The following is a 21,110-nucleotide window of genomic DNA, read 5'->3' as shown; positions in this document are numbered from 1 at the left end:
GACAACGGGCCGGATGCCGCCAAGGTTCCTGGGATGAAACCTATCCCTCGATGTCCGTGGCGACGCCGGGCGCGAGGATGCGCAGACGGCGGCCGAAGCCGAGCGTATCGAAGCTCGCGCGCAGGTCACTCGCGTTCTGCCGGAAATGCGCCCAGCCGTCGGTATGAACGGGCACGATGACTGCGTCCGCAAAGGCGCGCGCGGTCTCGATGGTGTCGTTGGTGTCCATGGTGAGATGGAACGGGCCGCGCGTCTGTGCAGCACCGGCGAACGGCAGCACCACGCCGCAAGTAAAGCGCCGCGCGACCTCGGCGACACCGTCGAACCAGGTGGTGTCGCCGCTGACATAGACCGGACGGCCGGGCTTCGCCGGCTCCAGGACGAAGCCGATGACGTCACCGGACAACGGCTCGATGCCCGCGGGCCCGTGCCGCGCCGGCGTCGCGGTGACGGCGAGCGTCCGGCCGCCCTTCGTCAGTGCGGTCGAGGCCCAGGGCGCAAAACCCTCGGCGTTGCCACCAAGCCGCTTGGCGCCGGCCTCCGTCGTCAGCACGCGCTTCGCCTCTTTAAGGAAATCCCGTCCGGAATGGTCGAGATTGTCAGAATGCTGGTCATGGCTCAGCAGCACCGCATCGATCTCGCCGACATCGCGCGCGCTGAGCGCGGGCCCCGTCAGCTTCTCCAGCTTCACATGCGGCAGTTGATAGTCGCCGGGCGCATCGAAGGTCGGATCGGTGAGCAGGCGGAACCCGTCGATCTCGATCAGGGCGGTTGGGCCTCCGATCAGGGTGATGGTGATGCTCACGTCACACTCCTCTTGGGCGAAGCCGCGGCGGGGCGGGTCACCAGGTAAATGCCGAGCGCGACCGGAATGATCCCGAGCAAATCGCGAAATTCGACATGCTCGCCGAGCACGAGATAGGCGAACAGCATGCCGAGCGGCGGCATCAGGAAGTGATAGGCGCTTGCAGCGGTCGCGCCACACACTTTCAGGAGATGAAACCAGAGCAGATAGGCGAGGATCGAACCGCCGAGCACGAGGAAGGCGAAGGCGCCGGCGAGCCGCATGCTGGGCACGATGTCACTAACGCTGGAGAGCGTGAAGGCGAACGGCATCACCGCAAGGCCACCGGCGATGTTCTGGATGCCGTTGCCGATCCACAGGCTGCCCTTCGGCGCCAGCAGCTTGAACAGGACGGTGCCGGCGACGATCGAGGCAAGCGAGGCCAATGTGAAGAGTATGCCGTGCGGACTGTCGGTGCCGACCTTCATGCGATGCCAGACGATGAACGCGACGCCGACGATGCCGAGCAGGAGGCCCACCACCTTGCGCAAGGTCATGCTCTCGCCGAGGAACATCGCCGCCAGCATGGCGGTGAAGACCGGATTGGCGGAGACGATCAGCGCGCCGAGCCCGGCAGAGACCGTCTTCAGGCCGGTATAGCCGAGGCCAAGATAGAGCGCGTTGTTGGCGACGCCGAGCACGGCGAACACCGCCGCGTCACGCCAGGTGAGATCCCATTGATCCCCGCGCAGCAAGGAGATGCCGAGGATCAGGACTCCAGCGAGCGAGAATCGCGCGGCGAGCAGGATCAGCGGCGGACAATCGGTGACGCCGATCTTGCCGGCGACGAAGGCGTAGCTCCAGAGCAGGCAGAACAGGGCGATCAGCAGCGGCAGAGTGTTGAAGCGGGTGCGGGGGACGGACATCGAGGTTGCGGCGGACATGGGAGCTTCTCCTGGCGATTTCGCCTTCGCTCATGATCTAGGCCCGCGCCTTGCCATTTGGAAATTAAATGATAGACTGACATCCAGTGGATTTATGAATGGAGGCTGCGATGCTCGACCTGGAGCTCCTGCGCAGTTTGGTCTCGGTGGTCGATGCCGGCGGCTTCACCCGCGCCGGAGAGCGCGTCCACCGCACGCAATCGACGGTGAGCCAGCAGATCAAGCGCCTGGAGGAGGATGTCGGCCAGCCGCTCCTGATCCGCAGCGGCAAGGACGTCACCCCGACGGAGGCCGGCGAGCGGCTCCTGACCTATGCGCGGCGGCTGCTGTCGCTCGCGGAAGAGGCCCGCGACGTGCTCTCGCGCCCCGGCAGCGAAGGCGCGATCCGGATCGGCATCACCGAGGATTTTGCCGCCTATCGGTTGACGAGATTGCTCGCGACCTTCGCGCGCAGCCACCCGAATTTGCGGCTCGACGTGCGCTCGGGCCAAAGCCTGTTCCTGTACCGCGATCTGGAGCGCGGCGACCTCGATCTCGCGCTGATCAAGCGCGCCGCCAGCGAGAAGGGCGGCATCGCGGTGTGGCCGGAACGGGTGCACTGGGTCACCAGCAAGAGCCATCCACGCGACACGGCGACCGGCTCGGTGCCGCTGATTGGCTTCGGCTCGGGCTGCCTCTATCGCGCCCATGCCATCCATGCGCTGGAGCGCGCGGGCCGTAACTGGCACATGGCCTACACCTCCTCCAGCCTCGCCGGCATCCAGGCCGCAGTCGCCGCGGGCCTGGGCTTAAGCATCCTGTCGGAGATGTCGATCCAGGCCGAGCATCGCGTGCTGACGGCAAAAGACGGCTTTGCCCCGATCGAGCGGACCGAAGTCGCCCTCATCGCCGCCCCTGAAGCCAGCCCCGCAACGCTGCGGCTGGCGGATCGGCTCGCGGAGTATTGCGAGAGCGTGCAGGCGAAGGCGGCGTAGCGGCGATGCTACAGTCTCCATCCCATCATCCTGAGGTGCGAGCGCTTGCGAGCCTCGAAGGATGAACGGCCCGGACGGTGGCCGTGCATCCTTCGAGGCTCGCTCTGCTCGCACCTCAGGATCACGGTGATAGAAATGCTTGGATGTCTCAATAACACCGCGACGCCACGAACGCGTGGACGCGGTTGTCGCCGAGCACGTGGGCCATGAAACCCGGCGATCCGAAAATCCGTGCGAATGCCGCGTCGCGGATGCTCAAGCCCCCGGTATAGGCGCCGAACGCCGGCATCACCGCGCGTTCGCCGTCGGATGCGAAACAACGGCGCTCGATCGAACGGCCACGGGTCGGCACCCGTGCCTTGGGGTGAAGGTGGCCGGCGATCTCGCCGGCAGCGCCGGTCGGCTCATGGCGGAATACGATCGGGCCGATCGCGACCTCGGTCGCGACCACGCCGCCGAGACTGGTCGGCAGCGCCGGATCGTGATTGCCCGCAATCCAGATCCAGTTGCGCCGCATTTGCAGCGCCGCCAGCGCCTCGCGATCCGGCTCCGACAGTCGCGCATGCGCATCGCGGTCGTGAAAGCTGTCGCCGAGCGCGATCACCTGCCTGGGATCGTGCCGCGCGATCACAGTGGCAAGCCGGCTCAACGTCGCCACCGTGTCGTAGGGTGGCAGCAGCACGCCGCGGGCAGCGAAGCTCGAGCCTTTTTCCAGATGCAGGTCGGACACCACGAGCAGGCGCTGCTCTTCCCAGAACAGCGCGCCGGAGCAATCCGCCACGAAGCCGACATCCGCCACCGTGACCGTCGAAACGCGCATGTCGTCACCGTCTCGCAAAGCTAGCGCGCTTGCCGCCACGTGCTGTTCCCCAAAATACCAGCGTTACGTCGTCGCCTCCCGCACGAGTTCCTCGGCCGCCTCGGCCAGGAGCTCGTCGGATGCTTCGCCATAAACTGACTCGCGGCCGATTTCCAGCAGCGCGGGCACGGCAAGCGGAGAAACGTGGTCGAGGTCCTTGTGGGTGATTCGGCCGTGGATGCGCGAAAGCATGTCGCTGAGGCGGCGGAGATCGAGCAATCCCGTGGCGGCATCGCCGCGCGCGGCGCGCAGCAGCACGTGATCGGCCTGGTGCTTGCGCAGCACGTCGTAGATTAAATCGGTCGAGAACAGCACCTGGCGGCGGGACTTCTCCTCGTCGGTGAAGCGGCGCGCGATCAGCCCCGAGATGATGGCGCAGTTGCGGAAGGTCCGCTTCATCAGCGCGGATTCCGCAAGCCACGCTTCGAGATCGTCGCCGAGCATGTCGGGGTCGAACAGCGCGTTGAGGTCGAGTCTGCCGTGCCGGATCATGAAGGAGAGATCGCCGACGCCCCACACCGCCAGAGCATATTCATTGGCGACGAAGCCGAGCGGGCGGGCGCGGGCGCGCTCCAGCCGGCGCGTCAGCAGCATGCCGAGCGTCTGGTGCGCGAGCCGGCCCTCAAACGGATAGCAGACCAGATAATGGCTGCCACCGCGCGGAAAGGTTTCCACCAGCAGCTCGCGCACCGCAGGCACCCGCGAGAACTTTCGCTGCAGCGACAGCCAGTCGTGCACCTGATCCGGCAATCCGCTCCAGGCCCGGCTGTTGTCGAGCAGCTTCCGCACGCGTTCGGCGAGATAGGTCGACAGCGGGAACTTGCCGCCCATGTAGGACGGCACTTTTGCATCCTTATCATTGGCGCGGGAGACATAGACCTGGTCTTCAACCAATGCCTCGTAGCGCACCACCTCACCGCCAAAGACAAAAGTGTCGCCGGGCACGAGGCCCTCGATGAAGACCTCCTCGATCTCGCCGAGCATCCGGCCGCCGCGGGCGATCGCGCCGGTCGAACCGCTACTTTTTCCTTGGCCGCCGGCACGCGAGCGCACCAGCCGCACCTTCAGCATGGTCTCCTCGACGATGGTCCCGACGTTGAGGCGGTAGCTCTGCCGTACCTTGGGATTGGTGACGCGCCAGCGGCCCTGCTTGTCCTGCTTGATCCGCGCGAAGCGTTCGTAGGTCTTCAGCGCGTAGCCGCCGGTCGCGACGAAGTCGACCACATCGTCGAAATCGGTTCGCGTCAGCGACGCATAGGGCGCCGCGGTCCTGACTTCATCGTAGAGTTCGTCGGACAGGAACGGCTTGCCGCAGGCGCAGCCGAGCACGTGCTGAGCCAACACGTCGAGCGCGCCCGAACGCAAGGGCGGCGTGTCCTGCGCATTTTCGGCAATGGCGTCGATCGCGACGCGGCATTCCAGTACCTCGAAGCGGTTGGCCGGCACCAGCACGGCGCGCGAGGCTTCGTCGAAGCGGTGGTTGGCACGGCCGATCCGCTGCATCAGCCGCGACGAGCCCTTCGGCGCACCGATATTGATGACGAGATCGACATCGCCCCAGTCGACGCCGAGATCGAGCGAGGAGGTGCAGACCACGCCGCGCAAGCGGCCCGCGGCCATCGCATCCTCGACCTTGCGGCGCTGCGCGACATCGAGCGAGCCGTGATGCAGCGCGATCGCGAGCCCGTCGTCGTTCATGCGCCACAGATCCTGGAACAGCATCTCGGCCTGGCTGCGGGTGTTGACGAACACCAGCGTGGTCTTGTTGCGCTTGATCAGCTCATAGACCTCGGGCAGCGCGTGGCGCGCACTGTGGCCCGACCACGGCAGCCGCTCCCGCGTGTCGAGCATCTCGACCACCGGCGGCGCGGCGCCACCGGCGATTACGACGTCGGCGGACACGCTCTCGCCGCCCGGCTGCGGCACCAGGAAGCGCGCGAGCTGTTCCGGCTCGGCCACCGTCGCCGAGAGACCGATCGCGCGCGCCTGCGGCGCGATGGTCCAGAGCCGCGCAAGCCCGAGCGACAGCAGATCGCCGCGCTTGGAAGTGACCAACGCATGCAGCTCGTCGAGCACGATGCGCTTCAGCGAAGAGAACAGAAAAGGCGCATCGTCGGAGGCGAGCAGCAGCGCCAGCTGCTCCGGCGTGGTGAGCAGAATATCCGGCGGATAACGCCGCTGCCGCTGCCGCCGCGACACCGGCGTGTCGCCGGTACGGGTCTCGATCTTGATCGGGAAGCCCATCTCGGCAACCGGCGTCTCCAGATTGCGCGCAATGTCGACCGCGAGCGCCTTCAGCGGCGAGATGTAGAGCGTATGCAGCCCGCCGCTGCGGCGAACGCCGCGGCCGGTGGAGATGAGGTTGGGCCGGATTACCGCCGGTTCAATTTTGCCGCTTGCGAGGTCGTCAGGCTCCCTCTCCCTGAAAGGGGGAGGGTTGGGGTCAGCCGCGCTGTCGCGCGCCTGTTCGCGCCGACCTCCCCCTTTCAGGGGGAGGTGAGAAGTCTTGCCCTGCCCTTCCCCACTCAACTCCACGAGCGTCGGCAAGAAACCCGCCAGCGTCTTGCCCGCACCCGTAGGCGCAATCAGCAGCGCCGAACGCTCCTCGCGCGCCTTCGCCAGCAGCGCGAGCTGATGCTCGCGCGGCGACCAGCCGCGCGAAGCGAACCAGTCGCGAAACCGGCGCGGCAAGAGATCGGCCGTTTCCGACGGCGTGACGGAAAAGAGATCGAGCGTCGACACGCCCAAGAGGTAGGTGGTTCAGCGGGTTTCGTCGAGGGCAGGACGGAAATGGCGGCAGGTGGCAGGGGCGATCATCTCGCTCTGTGGGCTGCGAAGCACCCGGAAGTCACCTCGCCCCGCCTGCGGGGAGAGGCATAGGCCGCCTCCGGCGGCCGTCCTGAGAAGGACGCCGAAGCGAAGCTTCGGTTATGTCGCATCGTCAGATGCGATCCGGGTGAGGGGGTACAGGTGTCTCAGCTCACATTGCCTGGTGGAGAGAGCCCCTCACCCCAACCCTCTCCCCGTAAGAACGGGGAGAGGGAGAAGAGAAAGCTTCTGCCCCCTACTCCGTCATCGGCTCGCCCAAGAGATCCCAGTCCTTGCCGTTGAAGATCGAGACATAGAGCGTCTTCATCGGCGTGTAGTCGTCGGGCGTATAGCTGTAATTGATGCCGTCGAGGAAATAGGGCGAGTGGAAGCCGGCCAGCGTGGTGGCGTGCTTCAGCACGTTGGCGCGGGTCAGATCGTCGCCGCAGCGGCGCAGGATTTCACCCATCGTCGCCGCCTGGCCGTAGCCGGCGAAGGCGATGGTGTTGTCGGGATCGATGTTCGGCAGGTACTTCTTGCGCAGTTCCTCGAACGCGACCACATCCGCATCCTTCTCGTAGCGGGGCACGCCGACTTCCTTGTTGTAGCGGATCGCGACGATGTCCTTGGCGTTCTCGAGGCCCGCGGCGCTCAGGATCGAGCGGCCGGTCGAGCCTGCCGACAACAGCTGCAACGGCTTCCAGCCGAGCTCGGCCACCTTGCGGATCGACTGCGACGTCGCCTTGCCGGTGGTGATGTTGTAGAACACGTCGGCACCCGATTTCGAGAGATTGATGAGCTGGGAATCGACCGTCGGATCGGTGAGATCGTAGGTCTGCTCCATGATCACCTGTGCCTTGCCGCCGGCATCGGCCAGCACCTTCTTGAACGGGCCGAGGAAGTCGCGGCCGAAATCGTCGTTCTGGTAGAGGATGCCGATCCTGGCGTTCGGCTTCACGCTGACGACGTGCTTGGCAAGGATGCGGGCTTCGGTCGGATAGAGCGGCAGGCCCGCCATGGTCCATTTATTGTTCTTCGGATCGTTCCATTTCGAGGCGCCGGTGTTCAACAGCAATTGGGGAACGCCCTTGGAGTTGAGGTATTTGTGCACGGCGGTCTGCGGCGCGGTGCCGAGCGAGCCATAGAGCGCCAGCACCTCTTCCTGCTCGACCAGGCGGCGCGTCGCCTCGACGCATTTCGGCGCGCTGTAGGCGTCGTCCATGGTGAGGAATTTCACCTTGCGGCCGTTGATGCCGCCCTTGTCGTTCAGCATCTGGAAATAGGCTTCGCCGACCCGGCCCAGCACACCATAGAGCGAGCCGGGGCCGGAATGCGGCACGGTCTGGCCGAGCTTGATCTCGGAATCGCTCGCGCCCGGATCGTACTTCTTGTCGGCGGCCCGGACGAACGGCGCAGGCAGCACGGACGCAGCGATCACGGACAATGCGGTGGCGCCGAACTCGCGCCGCGTATGTTTTTTCATTGTTTCTCTCCCTGAGGCGAAAAGCTCTCGCATTCCGCCCTGCGCCGGGCAAGCGCGAAGTCACGGCTTTGCGGCGCAATGCCGCGTCACGGCAAATGCGTAGCGTGTAGACTCAAGTTTGAGGGCGGCAGATGACCAGGCACCCTCTCCCCTTGTGGGAGAGGGTGGCGAAATCGAGCGGAGCGAGATGTAGCCGGGTGAGGGGTCTGTCTCCGCGGATGCAGACCCCTCATCCGGCGCTTCGCGCCACCTTCTCCCACAAGGGGAGAAGGTCAAGCAGTCACGGCTTGACGGCGACGGCGACAAGCCCGGGCGCCGGGATGTTGTCCTCATTGCGCGCCGAGAGGTCGTCGAGCAGCGCCAGCGTCAGCCCCGCGGCGGCGACGGAGGCGCGCACATAAGCTGCGCTGTGGGCGTAGCGCAGCCCTTCGCCGAGGATGACGCCCTCGCCGTCATGGGTCTCGGTCGTGAAGGCGAGCACGCCGCCGCCCACCAGCACGCGCGCGGCCTCGGCAAGCACGGGCGCGAGATCGGCGACATAGACCATCGCATCGGCAGCGAGGATCAATTCAGCGCTGGCATCCGGCTTGCCCGAAATGCCCTTCAGCATGTCGTCGACCTCGAGCTCGGCATAGAGCCCGGTCGCGCGCGACTTGTCGATCATGCGCGGCGACAGGTCGATGCCGATGAAGCGATCGACGTGCTGCGCGAATGCAGCGGCCGCGAGGCCGGTGCCGCAGCCGAGATCGATCGCGCGCTTGAAGAACGCCGGCTTCTTCGCAGAGGCGCGCACCGACAGCACCGCCTTGAACAGCAACGCCGGGCCGCGATAGCCGAGATCGCCGACCAGCGCGGCCTCGAAGCGCGGCGCATATTGATCGAACAGCGTCTGCACATAGCCCGGCGGCATCGCGCTGATGGCCTCGACGCCGAGCTGCATCAGATGCAGACCGGCGCCATGGCGGTCTTCGGGATCGGCATCGCGCGCGGCGCGGAAGGCTGCGATCGCGGCCTCGCGCTGGCCGAGCTCGAGGCGGATCTTGCCCAGCGTGTACCAGGCCGACGGGAATTTCGGCACCAGCTCGATGGCCTGTTCGAGCAGCTCGGCGGCAGCCGGCAGATCGCCCTTCAATTGCAGGTCGCGCGCGAACTCGTAGCGGCGGTCGGCAACGAGGTCGCCGGAGGACAGAAACAGGCGGGGGGCCATTTTTTCTTACGGAACCGATCTTGTCTTAGGGATCCTGGCCAAGTCTGGCCGTCCATTAGAACACGAACTTTTTCCGGAGATGGAAGCGCGGGTCAAGCCCGCGGATGACGGCTAAACATCGCGGATCGATCGCCTATATAGGGACAATGCGCCCGCAAGACATCCTGATGCCCGTCCCGGCCGGGCTTTGCTGCAAGCCCGGTGGCTTCCACATCGATCCTGTCAGGCCGGTCGAGCGAGCCCTGATCACGCACGGCCATTCCGACCATGCGCGGGCGGGGCATGGCGCAGTGCTCGCGACCCAGGAAACGCTCGACATGATGCGGCTGCGCTACGGCGAGAACTTCGCCGGGTCGACTCAGGCGGTCGCTTATGGCGAGGAGATCAAGCTCGGCGACGTCACGGTGACGTTTCATCCCGCCGGCCACGTGTTGGGCTCCGCCCAGATATCCGTCACCTGCACGGATACCCGCATCGTCGCCTCCGGCGACTACAAGGACGCACGCGACCCGACCTGCGCGCCGTTCGAGCTCGTCCCTTGCGACGTCTTCATCACCGAGGCGACCTTTGGCCTGCCGGTGTTTCGCCATGGCGATGCCGCCGATGAGGTGAAGAAGCTGCTGGCGTCCGCAAAACTGTTTCCAGAGCGCGCGCACCTGGTCGGCGCTTATTCGCTCGGCAAGGCGCAGCGCGTGATCGCGCTGTTGCGCGAGGCCGGCTACGACGCGCCGATTTATCTGCACGGCGCGATGGAGAAGATCACCTATTATTACCACGAGCGCGGCATTCCGCTCGGCGAGCTCAGGCCGGCGCGCGGCATGAAGAAGGCCGAGCTCGCCGGCACCATCACGCTGGCGCCGCCGAGCGCGACATCGGATGTCTGGACGCGGCGCTTCCCCGATCCGGTCACGGCTTTTGCGTCGGGCTGGATGCGCGTGCGCGCTCGCGCCCGGCAGGGCGGCATCGAGCTGCCGCTGGTGATCTCCGATCATGCCGACTGGGACGGGCTGACGGCGACGATCGCTGCCACCGGCGCCGGCGAGATCTGGGTCACCCACGGCCAGGAAGACGCGCTGGTGCATTGGTGCAAAAGCAAGGGCCTTGCCGCGCGGCCGCTCGATCTGGTCGGCTATGGCGACGAGGACGAAGGCGAGACGGCGGCGGTCACCGGCGAGGCGGAGCCCACCGGCGAGGCACAGCCCGCCGGCGAGGCCGAAACATGAACCGCTTTGCCGAACTGCTCGACCGGCTCGCCTACGAGCCGGGCCGCAACAACAAGATCAAGCTGCTGGTTGCCTATTTCCGCGAGACCGAGGATCCCGACCGCGGCTACGCGCTGGCGGCACTGACCGGCGCGCTGTCGTTCAAGCACGCCAAGCCGGGCTTGATCCGCGACCTGATCACCGAACGCACCGACCCGGTGCTGTTCGGTTATTCCTATGATTACGTCGGCGATCTCTCCGAAACCGTCGCGCTGATGTGGCCGAAGGCGGAGCTGCCAGGCCACAACAACCCGCCTCCTCCCACCCTCACCGAGGTCGTCACCACGCTGCGCACGCTCGGCAAGGCCGAACTGCCGGCACAGCTGGCGCGCTGGCTGGACGAGCTCGACGAGACCGGACGCTGGGCGCTGCTGAAGCTCGTCACCGGCGCAATGCGGATCGGAATCTCGGCACGGCTGGCGAAGACGGCGGCGGCGGCGCTCGACGACAAGGACCCGCACGAAATCGAGCTGATGTGGCCCGGCCTGTCGCCGCCCTATCTCGAATTGTTCGCCTGGCTCGAAGGGCGCGGCGACAAGCCGGTCAATAGCGACCCGACGCCGTTCCGCCCGGTGATGCTGGCGCATGCGATCGAGGATGGCGATTTCGCCAATCTCGACGCTGCCGATTTCAGCGCGGAATGGAAGTGGGACGGCATCCGCGTGCAGGCTGTGGCCGGCCACGACGCGCGCGGCCACGTCCAGGCGCGGCTCTATTCACGCACCGGCGAGGACATCACCGGCAGCTTCCCCGACCTCGTGCCGTCGCTGCATCTGCAAGATACTCTAGATCTGAAGCATGATGACTCCCGAAAGCCGCTTCACACTTTTCGGCATCATGCTTCATTCGCGATCGACGGCGAATTGCTGGTGCTGCGCGACGGCCGCGTGCAGACCTTCAACGTGTTGCAGCAGCGGCTGAACCGCAAGGTGGTCTCGCCGAAGCTGATCAAGGAATTTCCGATCCATCTGCGCGCCTACGACCTGCTCGGCGACGGCGAAAACGATCTGCGCGAGCTGCCGTTCACCGAACGCCGCGCGCATCTCGAAGCCTTCGTCGCCAAGCTGAACGATCCGCGCATCGATCTGTCGCCGACGATCCCGTTCGCGAGCTGGGAAGAGCTGGCCGCGGCGCGTGCCGATCCGAAGAGCGCGGGCGCCGGCGACGATGCCGACGCGGTCGAAGGCGTGATGCTGAAGCGGCGCGACGCGCCCTATCTGCCCGGACGGCCGAAGGGCCCATGGTGGAAGTGGAAGCGCGACCCGCACATCATCGACGCCGTGCTGATGTATGCCCAGCGCGGCCACGGCAAGCGCTCGTCCTATTATTCCGATTACACGTTCGGGGTCTGGACTCGTGGCGATGCCGGCGACGAGCTGGTGCCGGTCGGCAAAGCCTATTTCGGCTTCACCGACGAGGAACTGCTGCAGATCGATCGCTTCGTCCGCCGCAACACCACCGAGAAGTTCGGCCCGGTGCGGCATGTCGTGCACGAGCCGGATCAGGGGCTGGTGCTGGAAGTCGCCTTCGAGGGCTTGCAGCGCTCGCCGCGTCACAAATCCGGCGTCGCGATGCGCTTTCCCCGGATCAGCCGCCTGCGCTGGGACAAGCCGCCGCGCGAGGCCGACCGGCTGGAGACACTTGAACGGATGTTAATCTCCATGACAGGAAGTTAAACCCGCAAGCCACATCGCAGCCATTGATCGCGGCTCACGGGTTTCCCATGTGCTGCGCCGTGACCTATAATGCGGGCGATTCCGCGAGGAGAGAGTGATGCCAGACAACATCCGGGACTTGCCGGCCGGCCAGAGCGACGGCCTGTACCGCTTTCTCGGCGGATCGCCGCTCTCGGTGGCGTTCCGGCTGATCCTGCTCTCGATCCTAGTCGGCGTCGTGCTCGCCGCGATCGGACTCGACCCGTGGAACATTCTGTACAGCGTCCGCCGGCTGTTCCAGAGCCTCTGGGATTTCGGCTTCGACGCAGTCAACTGGGCGTGGCGCTACTTCCTGCTCGGCGCCGTGATCGTGGTCCCGATCTGGCTGTTGTCGCGGCTGTTCGGCGCACCGCGCGGCCGCTGATCCCAGGGAAAGCCCGCAGCCGATGCAATTGCAATTTGTCGGCTGCGGCGATGCATTCGGCTCCGGGGGCCGCTTCAACACCTGCTTCCATCTCAGCGGCGAGCGCGTCAATTTCCTGATCGATTGCGGCGCCTCCTCGCTGCCCGCGCTGAAGCGGCTCGAGATCGACCGCGACGCGATCGACCTGATCCTGATCACACATTTCCACGGCGACCATTTTGCCGGCCTGCCGTTCTTCCTGCTCGACGCGCAATTCTCCCGCCGCACCCGGCCGCTGGTGATCGCCGGGCCGCAAGGCATCGAAACGAAGCTGCCTGAGGTGATGGAGGTGATGTTCGAGCATTCCTCCAAAACCAGACAACGCTTCGATCTGTCCGTCGTCACGCTGACACCGCGGGAGCGGCGCAGCTTTGGCGAGGTGAGCGTGACGCCCTATCCTGTGGTGCATGGCGAATCCGGCGGGCCGTTTCTCGCCTATCGCGTCGAGGCCGAAGGCCGCGTCGTCAGCTACAGCGCCGACACCGAGTGGACCGACGCGCTGATCCCGGCCGCGCAAAACGCCGACCTCTTCATCACTGAGGCCTATACCTACGACAAGATGGTCAAGAACCATCTCAGCCTGAAAACGCTGGAGGCTCATTTGCCGGCCATCAACGCCAGGCGCGTGGTGCTGACCCATATGAGCGACGACATGCTCGGCCGCGTCGACAACCTGCCGTACATGGCGGCGAGCGACGGCATGGTCGTGGTGTTCTGACCATGCCATGCCTCGTCGGCCGCCCCTCCGCCACCGCATTGCTCTGAGTACAATTCCGGCATGGTCGCCCGACGGATGTCGCGATAGAAACGCCTATTCCTTGCAACTGTAGCCATGCACGCACCCGTCCACCCAAAGATCACGACCCGCCAGGTATTCGCGATCGCCGGTCCTGCGATGGTCGCCAACCTGACCACGCCGCTGATCGGCATCGTCTCGACCACCGCGATCGGCCGCCTCGACGATGCCGCGCTGCTCGGCGGGGTGGCGATGGCCTCGGTGATCTTCGACTGCCTGTTCTGGCTGTTCGCCTTCCTGCGCATGAGCACGCTGGCCTTCACCGCGCAGGCGCAGGGCGCGGGCGAGCCGCAGGAATATGCCGCGATCCTGGTGCGCGGCTTCATCGTCGCCGGCCTGATCGGCGCTGCGCTGATCGCGCTGCAGCTGCCACTGGCCGCGGTTACATTCCAGCTGATGGGCGGCAGCGAAGGCGTCACGCGCGCGGCCAAAACGTATTTCATGATCCGGATCTGGTCGGCGCCGCTGGCACTCGCCAATTACGTCATCCTGGGCTGGCTGGTCGGGCAGGCGCGCGCCAATCTGGCGCTGGCGCTGCAGATCGTGATCAACCTGATCAACATGGCGGCAACCGTGCTGCTGGTGCAGGTCTACGGCGCCGGCATTGCAGGCGCCGCGATCGCCGCCGTGCTTGCCGAGACGACCGGTTTTGCCGTCGGCATCGTCGTGGCGTGGCGGATCTCGCAAGGCGGCTTTGCCGTTCCTGCGGCCACGCTGTTCGACCGCGCCAAGCTGATGCGCATGCTGGCCGTCAACCGCGACATCATGGTCCGCACCGCGGCGCTGATCGTCGTGTTCCTGTTCTTCACCGCCAAGGGCGCGCGCGAGGGCGACGTGACGCTGGCGGCGAATTCGGTGCTGAACAATTTCCTGCTGGTGAGCGCCTTCTTCCTCGACGGCCTCGCCAACGCCGCCCAGCAGCTCTGCGGCCGCGCCTTCGGCGCCCGCGATGCACGTGGCTTTGCCGATTCGACCCGGCTGGTGCTGCTGTGGGGTGTCGGCTTTGCGCTGGTGGTGTCGGTGCTGTTCGCGCTGTTCGGACCGGCGCTGATCAATTTGATGACGACCAGTGAGGACGTGCGCCGCTATGCGCGCGAGTTCCTGGTGTTCGTGATCCTGGCACCTCTGCCCGGCGTGTTCGCCTTCGGCTTCGACGGCATCTATGTCGGCGCGACCTGGGCGCGCGAGATGCGCAATTTGATGCTGGCCTCGCTCGCGATCTTCCTCGCCGCCTGGTGGGCGCTCAGCTCGTTCGGCAACACCGGGCTGTGGATCGCGCTGCTCGGCTTCTACGTCGCGCGCGGCGGGTTGCAGGGCCTGCGTTATCCGGCGCTGCTGAGGAAGTCGTTCAAGACTGCGTAGCTCTGTAGCCCGGATGGAGCGAAGCGAAATCCGGGGACCCTATCCGCGGTAACACTGTCCCGGATTGCGCTTCGCTCCATCCGGGCTACAGCCCTACCGCACCGGCCAATCCTCGGCCGTGATGGTCGCAGCATCGGCCCCGACGATTTCCGACAGCGAGTCGCGGCCGGTGCGCAGCAAGGTCGAGGACAGATCGCGCTTGATGTCGTCGACCAGGCCGATGCCCTTGTAGACCAGCGAGGAATAAAGCTGGATCAGGCTGGCGCCGGCGCGGATCTTGGTCAGCGCGGCGCCGCCCGAATCGATGCCGCCGACGCCGATCAACGGAAATGCGCCTTCGACGCGGACATAGGTCTCGGCGACCATCCGCGTCGAGAGGCGGAACAGCGGACGGCCCGACAGGCCGCCCTGCTCCCTGGCCCGGTTCTCCTCGCGCAAGGTCGAGGGACGCGCCAGCGTGGTGTTGGCGACGATCATGCCGTCGACGCGCCGCGAGCGCGCGATATGCACGACATCGTCGAGCTCGGCGAGGCTCAGATCCGGCGCGATCTTCAGCAGGACCGGTGAATCGCCGGCGTTCTTGCGCACGCGCTCACGGGTATCGATCACCCGCGCCAGCAAATCGTCGAGCGCCGCCGATTGCTGCAGATTGCGCAGGCCCGGCGTATTCGGCGAGGAGACGTTGACGGTGAAATAGCTCGCGACCGGGGCAAAGGTTTCGATCAGCTTCACATAATCGGCGACGCGGTCGGTCGAATCCTTGTTGGCCCCGACATTGACCCCGATGATGCCGCCGCCGCTGGCGCGCGCGGCGAGCCGGCGCAGCACCGCTTCCGCGCCGTCATTGTTGAAGCCCATGCGGTTGATGACGGCTTCGTCGCGCTCGAGGCGAAACAGCCGCGGCCGCGGGTTGCCGGCCTGCGGCTTCGGCGTCACCGAGCCGATCTCGACAAAGCCGAAACCAAGCCGCAGCAGCGCGTCGGGCACCTCGGCGCTCTTGTCGAAACCCGCCGCCATGCCGATCGGGTTCGGAAAGTTCAGCCCGAAGGCGCGCACCGCGAGCTTGGGATCATCCAGCCGCTGCCGGATCGGCGGCAGCAGCTTCAGGCCCTGGATCGCCATGCGATGGGCATCTTCAGGATCGAACCAGCGCAGCAGCGGCAGCGAGAAGGCGTCGAAGGCACGGATCACGGCTTGAGCTCCGGAACGTCGTGGCCGCCGTCGGAGCGCGCGCGAAGGCTGAAGATTTCGGTGACCGCGCCGAGGTCGAGTTCGCCATAGAGATGCGGGAACAGTTCGTCATTGCGCGAGCGCTCCCAGCGCAAGGCGTCGCCGAGCGCATCGGCATCGACCGCGACCAGGAACAGGCCCGTCTGCCCGTGATAGTGCTTGCGCGCGGTCTCCGCCACCTGGGAGGCGGTGGAAAAATGGATGAAGCCGTCGCGATTGTCGCCTGCACTGCCCCGGTAGACGCCCTGCCGCTCGGCCTCGCGCCAGGCCGAAGCGGGAGTGATTTTGTAGATCATGGGCACGGCCCGGCCTTCCCTTTTGTCCTTGAGTCTCTTGGGGTTTTATCCGGATTTGAGGGGAAATGCCCCAGACGCCATATGGCGAGCGAGGGACCGTATCGGCGGCAGCGGCGCAACTCAAGCGGTGGCGGGACACATCCGACGGCAGATTTGCGGAAACGCCAGGTTTCAGGTAATAATTCCTACCATCCGGGGTGTCCTCGATGGCCAAACAGTCCAAAGCCGCCCGACCGCTGACCCACGCGCAGGTCTGGGCCGCGCTCGACCGGCTCGCCGAACGCGCCGGCCTGTCGCCGTCCGGCCTTGCCAAGCAGTCAGGTCTCGACCCCACCACCTTCAACAAGTCCAAGCGCGTGACCGGCGACGGACGCGAGCGCTGGCCGTCGACCGAATCGCTCTCCAAGGCGCTGGCCGCGAGCAATGCCAGCATGGAGACCTTCGTGCAGTTGCTCGGCGATGGCCCGCGCGCCGGCCAGTCGGTGCCGTTGCTCGGCTTCGCGCAGGCCGGCGCCGGCGGCTATTTCGACGACAGCGGCTTTCCCGCCGGCAAGGGCTGGGATGAAGTGGCGCTGCCGGCGACATCAGACGAGCACGCCTATGCGCTGGAGATCGAGGGCGACTCGATGAAGCCCGCCTATCGCGAAGGTGACATCATCGTGGTGTCACCCGCGACCGCGATCCGCCGCGGCGACCGCGTGGTGGTTCGCACCACCGGCGGCGAGGTGATGGTGAAGGAACTGAAGCGACGCACCGGCAAGGTGCTGGAACTCGCATCGCTCAATCCGGAACACCCCGACCGCATGCTCGATGCCGAGGAGGTCACGTGGATCGCGCGCGTCGTGTGGGCGAGCCAGTAGCTGAGGAGTTTCAGTCGCCACAAAACCAGTGTCGTCCCGGCGAAGGCCGGGACGACGGTGAAATTTGCGGCGCTGCCACCCCCTACGTCGCGTAGTCCGGCTCCTTGCGGTCCAGCATCCGCTTCAGTGCATCGAAATGCCGCTGCGACGGGCTCGGGCCGTTGTAGAGATGGTCGTCGCGGAAATCGCGCTTGGTCTTCTCCACCACATGCTCCGGCAATTGCTTGAGCGGCTGCTGGGTCCACATCGCATAGATCTGCACCTGCGCGGCGCGCTCGATGTAATAGAGCCGGTCATAGGCGTCGGCGATGGTCTCACCGACGGTCGAGATGCCGTGGTTGGCCATGAACAGGATGGTCTTGTTGCCGATCACCTTGGCGAGCCGCGCGCCTTCCTCGGGATCCAGCGCCGGGCCGGTGTAGAGATCGTCATAGGCGATCGCCTCCGACAGCCCGACTTCGGTCTGGCCGATCTCCTTGATGCGCGGATCCTCGAGCCGCGTCAGCGCGCTCGCATACGGCATGTGGGTGTGGAACACCGCCTTGGCCTGCGGCAGCGCCTTGTGGATCGGCGCATGGATGCAATAGCAGGAGCGCTCGACCTCACCCTCGCCACGCTTCACCTCGGCATCGTCGATGCCGACCTCCATGAAGGACGACGCGGTGACCTCCGACCAGTGCATGCCGAACGGGATCTGGTAGTAGCGGTCGCTCCGGCCGGGCACCACGAAGGTGAGATGGTTGAAGATACCCTCCGAAAAGCCGTGGTTGTAGGCGAGCCGATGCGCCGCCGCGAGGTCGACCCGCGCCTGCCATTCCTCGGCGCTCGAACTGTCCTGCAACGATGTCGGCGAAACCCTGAACTGCATGCGCATGCTCCCATCTGTGCCGGCCTCTCGGCGGAGGCCGTGCTGATTTCATGGAGCGAGTGTAGCGCAAGCCGGCTGCGGCCTCCGCTGACAATGCCGCTGGCCAGCTATCCGCATTTTGCGGCCTTGTCGCCGCAAACACTCCTGTCGTCCCGGCCTTGAGCCGGGACCCATAACCACCACTCATCGTGCTGAAGAAGGCTGGGGCCACATCTCGCCCTGACAACACGATCCTGCGGTTATGGGTCCCTGCTTTCGCAGGGACGACAACAGTCAGAGTCCGCCCACCTACGACGACCGCGCCAGCGCGCCGTCGATCATGTTGACGGCGTTCTGCACACCGTAGACCGCGACGAAGGAGCCGAACCGCGGGCCCTTCTCCTGGCCGAGCAGCACCTGGTAGAGCATGTTGAACCAGTCGAGCGAGACGCCGGGACGGCCGTCCTTGCCCTTCTTGACCGTGTCGAGGAACGGCTCGCGGCGGCCGATCTCGTAGACCACGTTCTGGATATCTTCCGCGGTCGCGTCAGCCGGCATGTTGGCGAGCGCATCGCGCAGGTCCTGCAACGCGGCGCGCTCACCTTCGGTGGGCTCGCGGAACTGCTTGGTCGGCGCCACGAAGTCGCGATAGTAGTTGATGGCGTAGCCGACCATCGCATCGAGCTTCGGATGGGTCTGCGGCGTCACGCCCAGACGATAGCGGCCGATGAAGCCCCACAACGTCTCGGCATTCTCCGCATTCGACGACGACACCAGCGTCAGCAGCAGCTGGAAGGTGACGGGCATGTCGGCCTGCGGCGGCTTGCCGGAATGGATGTGCCAGACCGGATTCTGCAGCTGCTGCCGCGCCTCCTGCCGCGTGAAGCCGTCGAGGAACTGCTGGTAGTCGTCGACATTGCGCGGGATGACGTCGAAATAGAGCCGCTTCGCCGCCTTGGGCTCGCGATACATGAACAGCGACAGCGATTCCGGTGAGGCGTAGCGCAGCCATTCGTCGATCGTCAGGCCGTTGCCCTTCGACTTCGAGATCTTCTGGCCCTTCTCGTCGAGGAACAGCTCGTAGTTGAAGCCCTCCGGCGGCGTGCCGCCGAGCGCCGCGCAGATCTTGGCGGACAGCTTCACCGAGTCGATCAGATCCTTGCCGGCCATTTCATAGTCGACGCCGAGCGCATACCAGCGCATCGCCCAGTCCGGCTTCCATTGCAGCTTGCAACGGCCGCCGGTGACGGGAACGGTGACGCTCTCCTTGGTATCGGGATCTTCATAGGAGATGGTGCCGGCCTTGGCGTCGTGTGCCGTCACCGGCACGTAAAGCACGAGGCCCGTGCGCGGGCAGATCGGCAGGAACGGCGAGTAGCTCGCGGCGCGCTCTTCGCGCAGCGACGGCAGCATGATCGCCATCACCTTCTCGATCCGCTCCAGCATGCGCAGCAGCGCTGCATCGAACCGGCCGGAAGTGTAATACTCGGTCGAGCTCGCGAACTCGTAGTCGAAGCCGAACTGATCGAGGAAGGCGCGCAGCCGCGCATTGTTGTGCTGGCCGAAGCTCGGATGGGTGCCGAACGGATCGGGCACCTTGGTCAGCGGCTTGCCGAGATGCTGCGCCAGCATCTCTTTGTTCGGCACGTTGTCCGGCACCTTGCGCAGGCCGTCCATGTCGTCAGAGAAGGCGAGCAGGCGCGTCTTGATCTTGTCCTCGGTGAGCACGCGGAAGGCATGGCGCACCATCGTGGTGCGCGCGACCTCGCCGAACGTGCCGATATGCGGCAGGCCGGACGGGCCATAGCCGGTCTCGAACAGCACCTCGTCCTTCGGATTTTTCTTCAGCCGCGCCACAATCGCTTTCGCCTGCTCGAACGGCCAGGCGTTGGATTGTTCGGCGAGCGCCCGCAGGTCGCTCGGGCTGGCAGCAAGATCAATCACGGACATTTCTTCAGGCTTTCTCCAAAATGGCCGCGAAAACTAACGCTTTCGCGGCAAAATGCAAAACGACGCTCCCTCGCCCCGCCCTTGCGGGGAGAGGGTTGGGGTGAGGGGCTCTATCCGCGTAACCGGCAAGAGAGGAATTCGCGGAGGCCCCCCTCACCCGGAATTCAAGCTGCGCTTGAATTCCGACCTCTCCCCGCAAGCGGGGCGAGGTGAAGATCACAGCGTCAGAACGGGCTGATCGAGAAATAGCGCAGCCACAGATCGGTGAAGCGGCCTTTTTCCCAGATCCGGAACAGCGCCCAGTTCAGCGACTGCCGCAGCAGATCATTGCCCTTGCGCACGGCGATGCCGACGCCCTCGCCGAAATAGCGGCTTTCGACAAAGGGCCCGCCCGAAAACGCGCAGCATTCGGCGGAATCGGTGCCGTTGATCCAGAACGCGAGCGAGATCGCATCGCCGAAGATGAAGTCGACCTCGCCGCGGCGCAGCGCTGCGCGCAGCGCGTCGTTATCCGGATAGGAATGGATCTCGGCGTCGGTGAACATCGCCTTGAGGTAGGCCTCGTGCGAGGTGCCGGCGATGACGCCGATCTTCTTGCCCTCGAGATATTCCGGGCGGATTTCCGGCATCACGTTGTCGCGGCGCGACACGAAGCGCGCCGGCGCGCGGTAATAGGGATCGGTGAAATCGACCTTGGCGCGCAGCTGCGGCGTCACCGCCATCGACGCGATGATGGCATCGCCGCGGTTGGTGGCCAGCGCATCGATCAGGGTCTCGAAGCGACGCATCTGGATGGTGCAGGTGACCTTGATCTCGTCGCAGAGCGAGCGCGCCAGGTCGACATTGAAGCCGGCGGGATTGCCGTCTGGCCCCGTGAAGTTGAACGGCGGATAATCGGTCTCGGTCAGGAAGCGGATCACGGTGAGGCGCGACAGGTCCGGCCGATCCGGCCGTCGCCGCGGGTCCCAGAAGCCCGGCACCGCCTGCGGCGCGGCCTCGGCGGCCTTGGGCGGCTGGTTCGGAGGCGACGGGGCGGCAGCTGCTGGCGGCGTTGCTACCGGGGGCGTCGCTGGTGCCGCTTGTGCGGGGGCAGGCCTGGCGGGCTGGGCTGGCGCAGGCGCCGGCTTGGCCGCCGGTGTCAGCGGTGCCGAGGGCGTCTGCCCCAGCGCAGGCTCCGCCAAGGCCAGCAGGGCGGCCGCCATCATCCCTACGGCCAGGCGAAGCTGGCGCGAGCGGACGGCAAAGGGCTGGGCGGATAAATCTGGCATAACCGGCAATTTTAGGGAATTGAACGGCTTATAGACCATCCGGCGCGTGATGCGAGCGCCGA

The 21,110-nt window shown here is 65.8% G+C and carries 18 protein-coding genes; 7 read left to right on the top strand and 11 right to left on the bottom strand.

The features are described 5' to 3' along the window. Window positions 1-40 precede the first annotated feature (40 nt). Entirely contained in the window at window positions 41-805 is a 765-nt protein-coding gene (locus tag AAFG13_RS30275) for an MBL fold metallo-hydrolase (RefSeq protein WP_342709094.1), read from the bottom strand. Beyond that, the gene (locus AAFG13_RS30270) at window positions 802-1,728 is read right to left on the bottom strand and encodes a DMT family transporter (RefSeq protein WP_342709093.1); all 927 of its coding nucleotides are present in this window, start codon (window positions 1,726-1,728) and stop codon (window positions 802-804) included. The genes AAFG13_RS30275 and AAFG13_RS30270 overlap by 4 nt, the downstream gene beginning before the upstream one ends. Before the next feature lie 110 nt (window positions 1,729-1,838). Here AAFG13_RS30270 and AAFG13_RS30265 point away from each other — a divergent pair, with 110 nt between their 5' ends. Beyond that, window positions 1,839-2,702, top strand: coding sequence for a LysR substrate-binding domain-containing protein (locus AAFG13_RS30265; protein ID WP_342709092.1), 864 nt, complete (start codon window positions 1,839-1,841; stop codon window positions 2,700-2,702). A 148-nt stretch (window positions 2,703-2,850) separates the two neighbouring features. Here AAFG13_RS30265 and pdeM read toward each other — a convergent pair whose 3' ends face one another. The 4 genes from pdeM to AAFG13_RS30245 all read right to left on the bottom strand — a co-directional run bounded on the left by pdeM (window position 2,851) and on the right by AAFG13_RS30245 (window position 9,059). Then, a complete protein-coding gene (gene pdeM, locus AAFG13_RS30260; protein WP_212319861.1) occupies window positions 2,851-3,522 on the bottom strand; it encodes a ligase-associated DNA damage response endonuclease PdeM in 672 nt (223 codons plus the stop codon). 63 nt (window positions 3,523-3,585) lie between these two features. After that, complete coding sequence (locus AAFG13_RS30255; RefSeq protein WP_342713427.1) at window positions 3,586-6,303, bottom strand: ligase-associated DNA damage response DEXH box helicase; 2,718 nt, start codon at window positions 6,301-6,303, stop codon at window positions 3,586-3,588. A 322-nt stretch (window positions 6,304-6,625) separates the two neighbouring features. After that, window positions 6,626-7,852 carry an ABC transporter substrate-binding protein gene (locus AAFG13_RS30250; RefSeq protein WP_342709091.1) on the bottom strand — a complete coding sequence of 409 codons (1,227 nt, stop codon included), beginning with the start codon at window positions 7,850-7,852 and terminating at the stop codon, window positions 6,626-6,628. A 280-nt stretch (window positions 7,853-8,132) separates the two neighbouring features. After that, complete coding sequence (locus AAFG13_RS30245; protein ID WP_342709090.1) at window positions 8,133-9,059, bottom strand: methyltransferase domain-containing protein; 927 nt, start codon at window positions 9,057-9,059, stop codon at window positions 8,133-8,135. A gap of 146 nt (window positions 9,060-9,205) precedes the next feature. Here AAFG13_RS30245 and AAFG13_RS30240 point away from each other — a divergent pair, with 146 nt between their 5' ends. The 5 genes from AAFG13_RS30240 to AAFG13_RS30220 all read left to right on the top strand — a co-directional run bounded on the left by AAFG13_RS30240 (window position 9,206) and on the right by AAFG13_RS30220 (window position 14,597). Next, entirely contained in the window at window positions 9,206-10,282 is a 1,077-nt protein-coding gene (locus AAFG13_RS30240) for a ligase-associated DNA damage response exonuclease (RefSeq protein ID WP_342709089.1), read from the top strand. Then, window positions 10,279-11,997: an ATP-dependent DNA ligase gene (locus AAFG13_RS30235; RefSeq protein ID WP_342709088.1), complete on the top strand. Its 1,719-nt coding sequence runs from the start codon at window positions 10,279-10,281 to the stop codon at window positions 11,995-11,997. The genes AAFG13_RS30240 and AAFG13_RS30235 overlap by 4 nt, the downstream gene beginning before the upstream one ends. Window positions 11,998-12,094: 97 nt before the next feature. Beyond that, window positions 12,095-12,400: a DUF6460 domain-containing protein gene (locus AAFG13_RS30230; protein WP_342709087.1), complete on the top strand. Its 306-nt coding sequence runs from the start codon at window positions 12,095-12,097 to the stop codon at window positions 12,398-12,400. A gap of 22 nt (window positions 12,401-12,422) precedes the next feature. Continuing rightward, window positions 12,423-13,157 (top strand): MBL fold metallo-hydrolase, encoded by a 735-nt coding sequence (locus tag AAFG13_RS30225; RefSeq protein ID WP_342709086.1) that lies wholly within the window; start codon window positions 12,423-12,425, stop codon window positions 13,155-13,157. 114 nt (window positions 13,158-13,271) lie between these two features. After that, a complete protein-coding gene (locus tag AAFG13_RS30220) occupies window positions 13,272-14,597 on the top strand; it encodes an MATE family efflux transporter (protein ID WP_212319846.1) in 1,326 nt (441 codons plus the stop codon). Between the two features lie 93 nt (window positions 14,598-14,690). On the opposite strand, the gene AAFG13_RS30215 is transcribed toward AAFG13_RS30220, so the two are convergent. Together AAFG13_RS30215 and AAFG13_RS30210 are read right to left on the bottom strand one after the other, a co-directional pair. Continuing rightward, a complete protein-coding gene (locus tag AAFG13_RS30215) occupies window positions 14,691-15,788 on the bottom strand; it encodes a quinone-dependent dihydroorotate dehydrogenase (RefSeq protein WP_342709085.1) in 1,098 nt (365 codons plus the stop codon). Then, window positions 15,785-16,129, bottom strand: a complete 345-nt coding sequence (locus tag AAFG13_RS30210; RefSeq protein WP_342709084.1) for a DUF952 domain-containing protein — start codon at window positions 16,127-16,129, stop codon at window positions 15,785-15,787. The genes AAFG13_RS30215 and AAFG13_RS30210 overlap by 4 nt, the downstream gene beginning before the upstream one ends. 200 nt (window positions 16,130-16,329) lie before the next feature. On the opposite strand from AAFG13_RS30210, the gene AAFG13_RS30205 reads away from it, so the two are divergent. Then, window positions 16,330-16,983, top strand: coding sequence for a helix-turn-helix transcriptional regulator (locus AAFG13_RS30205; RefSeq protein WP_212319840.1), 654 nt, complete (start codon window positions 16,330-16,332; stop codon window positions 16,981-16,983). An 82-nt stretch (window positions 16,984-17,065) separates the two neighbouring features. Here the strand turns inward: AAFG13_RS30205 and AAFG13_RS30200 are convergent, their stop codons facing one another. The 3 genes from AAFG13_RS30200 to AAFG13_RS30190 all read right to left on the bottom strand — a co-directional run bounded on the left by AAFG13_RS30200 (window position 17,066) and on the right by AAFG13_RS30190 (window position 21,048). Continuing rightward, window positions 17,066-17,851: a class II aldolase/adducin family protein gene (locus AAFG13_RS30200; protein WP_342709083.1), complete on the bottom strand. Its 786-nt coding sequence runs from the start codon at window positions 17,849-17,851 to the stop codon at window positions 17,066-17,068. Window positions 17,852-18,139: 288 nt separating this feature from the next. Then, window positions 18,140-19,780, bottom strand: a complete 1,641-nt coding sequence (locus AAFG13_RS30195; RefSeq protein ID WP_342709082.1) for a lysine--tRNA ligase — start codon at window positions 19,778-19,780, stop codon at window positions 18,140-18,142. Window positions 19,781-20,004: 224 nt separating this feature from the next. Next, on the bottom strand, window positions 20,005-21,048 hold the full coding sequence (locus tag AAFG13_RS30190; RefSeq protein WP_342709081.1) for a transporter substrate-binding domain-containing protein: 1,044 nt from the start codon (window positions 21,046-21,048) through the stop codon (window positions 20,005-20,007). Between the last annotated feature and the right edge of the window lie 62 nt (window positions 21,049-21,110).

Origin of the sequence: Bradyrhizobium sp. B124 (assembly GCF_038967635.1) — a bacterium.
Classification (GTDB): domain Bacteria; phylum Pseudomonadota; class Alphaproteobacteria; order Rhizobiales; family Xanthobacteraceae; genus Bradyrhizobium.
This window is presented reverse-complemented; position numbering and strand designations above follow the sequence as displayed.